Here is a 1,301-nt window from a genome sequence, read left to right as displayed (position 1 = left end):
ACGAGCTCGACGAAGCCCTGCCCTGGCACTCCACGGTGAGCCGCACCCGCCAGCTCTATCCGGCGGCACTATTCGAGCCGCTCTTCGACCGTATCTTTAGCCTCTGCGTGCAACAAGGGTTAGTCGCTGGTGACACGCAGACGGTAGATTCGGCCCCAGTGAAAGCGAATGCCTCGCTCGACAGCCTCTGCGAAAAGCAGCCGGTGCACGCGGTGCAGCCGACCTTGACCGTTGTCGGGAGCTCGCCGAAAACACCGGCTCCGCCGCACCCGGCCTCGATTCGCTCCGCGCCGGCTCACCAGCTGCGCTACGAAGCCACGCGCCAGGCTAAACGACAGCGAGAACCCGCTTCCCTAGGCGCTACCCGCCCTAAAGCGCGCTTACTTAGCAACAAAACGCATTACAGTCCCACCGATCCGGAGGCGCGTATCTCCATCAAGCCCGGCAAAGGGCGCGCCCTGAACTACCTCTGCAGCTTGGCCGTGGATACCGCCAAGGGCGTGATCAGTCATGTGCAAGCGGACCTAGCCGACTCGCGCGACAGTTTGCACCTACCCGGTCTTGTGCAACGGTTACAGCAACGACTGCAAGCCCATGAGCTGCAGTTGCGCGACCTGGTGGCCGACACGGGCTCCTCCAACGGCTTCAACTATGCGCTGCTCGAACACCAGGGGGTCACGCCGTGGATTCCCGTTTTTGGGCAATACAAACCCGAAGCCGCCGGTTTCTCCTACCACGCCGCCGCGGACGAGTATCGCTGCGGGGCCGACAAGCCGCTGCCCTTTCGCAAGTACAGCACCAAGGCGGACGGCGCCTGGGTCAAGCACTACCGAGCGGCGTACCAGGACTGCCAGCAGTGTGCCCATAAAGGGAACTGTGTGCCCTACGCCGATTACAAGCAACTCGTGCGCTCGGCTTTTGATGCGGCCTACCGTCGGGCCTGGCACCGCCAGCGCAGTCTACGAGGGCAGCACATGCGCCGGGTGCGACAGCGCACCATTGAACCCGTTTTCGGCAACTTGCTCCATCATTACGGCTTACGGCGCATCAACGTACGCGGCCGAGCGGGTGCGCACAAGTCGATGTTACTAGCCGCCAGTGCCTATAATCTAAAAAAGCTCTTGCGTTATCCGTCTAAGCGGCAGCAGGAAATGGCCTTGGTGCTACCCCTACCACCTGGACCACCACTCATGCTGCGCTGTGGACGACGCACTCGGCGTGACCGCCCGAAAGCGCCGCAAAACCTAGCTAGCTTGAACGGGCCGCGAGTTCTGCAACAGCCACGTCCGTTTGGAAAATGT

General features: G+C 62.1%; 1 protein-coding gene. It reads left to right on the top strand.

All coding sequences use genetic code 11. The annotated features are described in order from the left end of the window. The coding region (locus BXP70_RS29035; RefSeq protein ID WP_086597604.1) for a transposase at positions 1–1,301 on the top strand (1,301 nt) is incomplete at both ends.

Origin of the sequence: Hymenobacter crusticola (assembly GCF_002154225.1) — a bacterium.
Classification (GTDB): Bacteria; Bacteroidota; Bacteroidia; order Cytophagales; family Hymenobacteraceae; genus Hymenobacter; species Hymenobacter crusticola.
This window is presented reverse-complemented; position numbering and strand designations above follow the sequence as displayed.